Genomic DNA, 1,130 nt, shown 5'->3' with positions numbered 1-1,130 from the left:
ATTCTTACTCCTCAAGATAAAAGGCATCTTTTATTAATTCAATTTTAGGTTTTTGGTTTGGCCGCCAGGTGATAGCCACAATATCAAATCGACAATCAATATCCTGTAAATTTTTCTTTGCAAGATATTCTAAGGCGACTTTACCCATCTGTCTTTGTTTACGAATATCAACGGCTTCTTGCGGTAGTCCAAATTCTTCACCTCGACGCGTTTTTACTTCAATAAATGCTAAAACCTCCTGATTTTTAGCAATAATATCAATTTCCCCGGAGCGGGTTTTATAATTCTGTTCTAATATTTTGTATCGATGTCGTTTTAAATGTTTTAAAGCTAACGCCTCGCCTTTTTCTCCTAATTCAATTCTTTGTTTGGACATAGGGATATTAAAACCTCATAAAAAACCTTTAATTTCGTGAAGCCCTTTTACACATAGATTTAATTGGTTCAAAAGATTTTCGGTGTATCGGACAAATACCATATTTTTTAATTGATTCAATATGTAAAGAAGTCCCATAGCCTTTATGTTTAGCAAAGCCATATTGCGGGAATTCTTTATCATATTCAATCATCATTCTATCTCTTATTACTTTGGCTAATATTGATGCAGATTGAATGGAAATACTCAATTGGTCGCCCCGAATGATAGGTTTTTGTGGAATGTCTATAGAAGGAATTTTTAGTCCATCGACAAGTAAGAAATGTGGTTTTGACTTCAAAGAATCTATCGCCTTTTTCATCGCCAGGTGAGTTGCTCGTAAAATATTAATCTCATCTATTATCTCTTCATTGACAATACCTATTCCCCAATCAATAACTACATCAGAAATAGTCTTAAATAATCTTTCTCGTTGTTTGGGGGATAATTTTTTAGAATCATTTATGCCCGGTATTTTAATCTCTTTTGGTAAAATTGCTACCGCGGCTACTACCGGGCCCGCTAATGGTCCTCTACCAACCTCATCTATTCCACCTATTAATTCATAACCTAAAGAAGATGCCTCTTCTTCATATAGGCAAAGTTTTTTAATGGGATAATTTTCATATTTTGATGGGGCCATTGTATCGCCTCCTTATTCAAAGTAAGCGTTTCAGGTATGGTAAGAAAAGGATGAAATATTAGTATTTTAACA

Annotated in this window: 2 protein-coding genes; both read right to left on the bottom strand. The window is 34.2% G+C overall.

The features are described 5' to 3' along the window. Nucleotides 1-4 precede the first annotated feature (4 nt). Nucleotides 5-376: a YraN family protein gene (locus AB1414_21320; protein ID MEW6609952.1), complete on the bottom strand. Its 372-nt coding sequence runs from the start codon at nucleotides 374-376 to the stop codon at nucleotides 5-7. A 28-nt stretch (nucleotides 377-404) separates the two neighbouring features. Next, nucleotides 405-1,058, bottom strand: a complete 654-nt coding sequence (locus AB1414_21315; GenBank protein MEW6609951.1) for a ribonuclease HII — start codon at nucleotides 1,056-1,058, stop codon at nucleotides 405-407. Nucleotides 1,059-1,130: the final 72 nt, after the last annotated feature.

Source organism: bacterium (assembly GCA_040755795.1).
Taxonomy (GTDB): Bacteria; UBA9089; CG2-30-40-21; order CG2-30-40-21; family SBAY01; genus JBFLXS01.
Note: the sequence above shows the minus strand (reverse complement) of the source record. Positions and strands in the feature narration are given on the sequence as shown.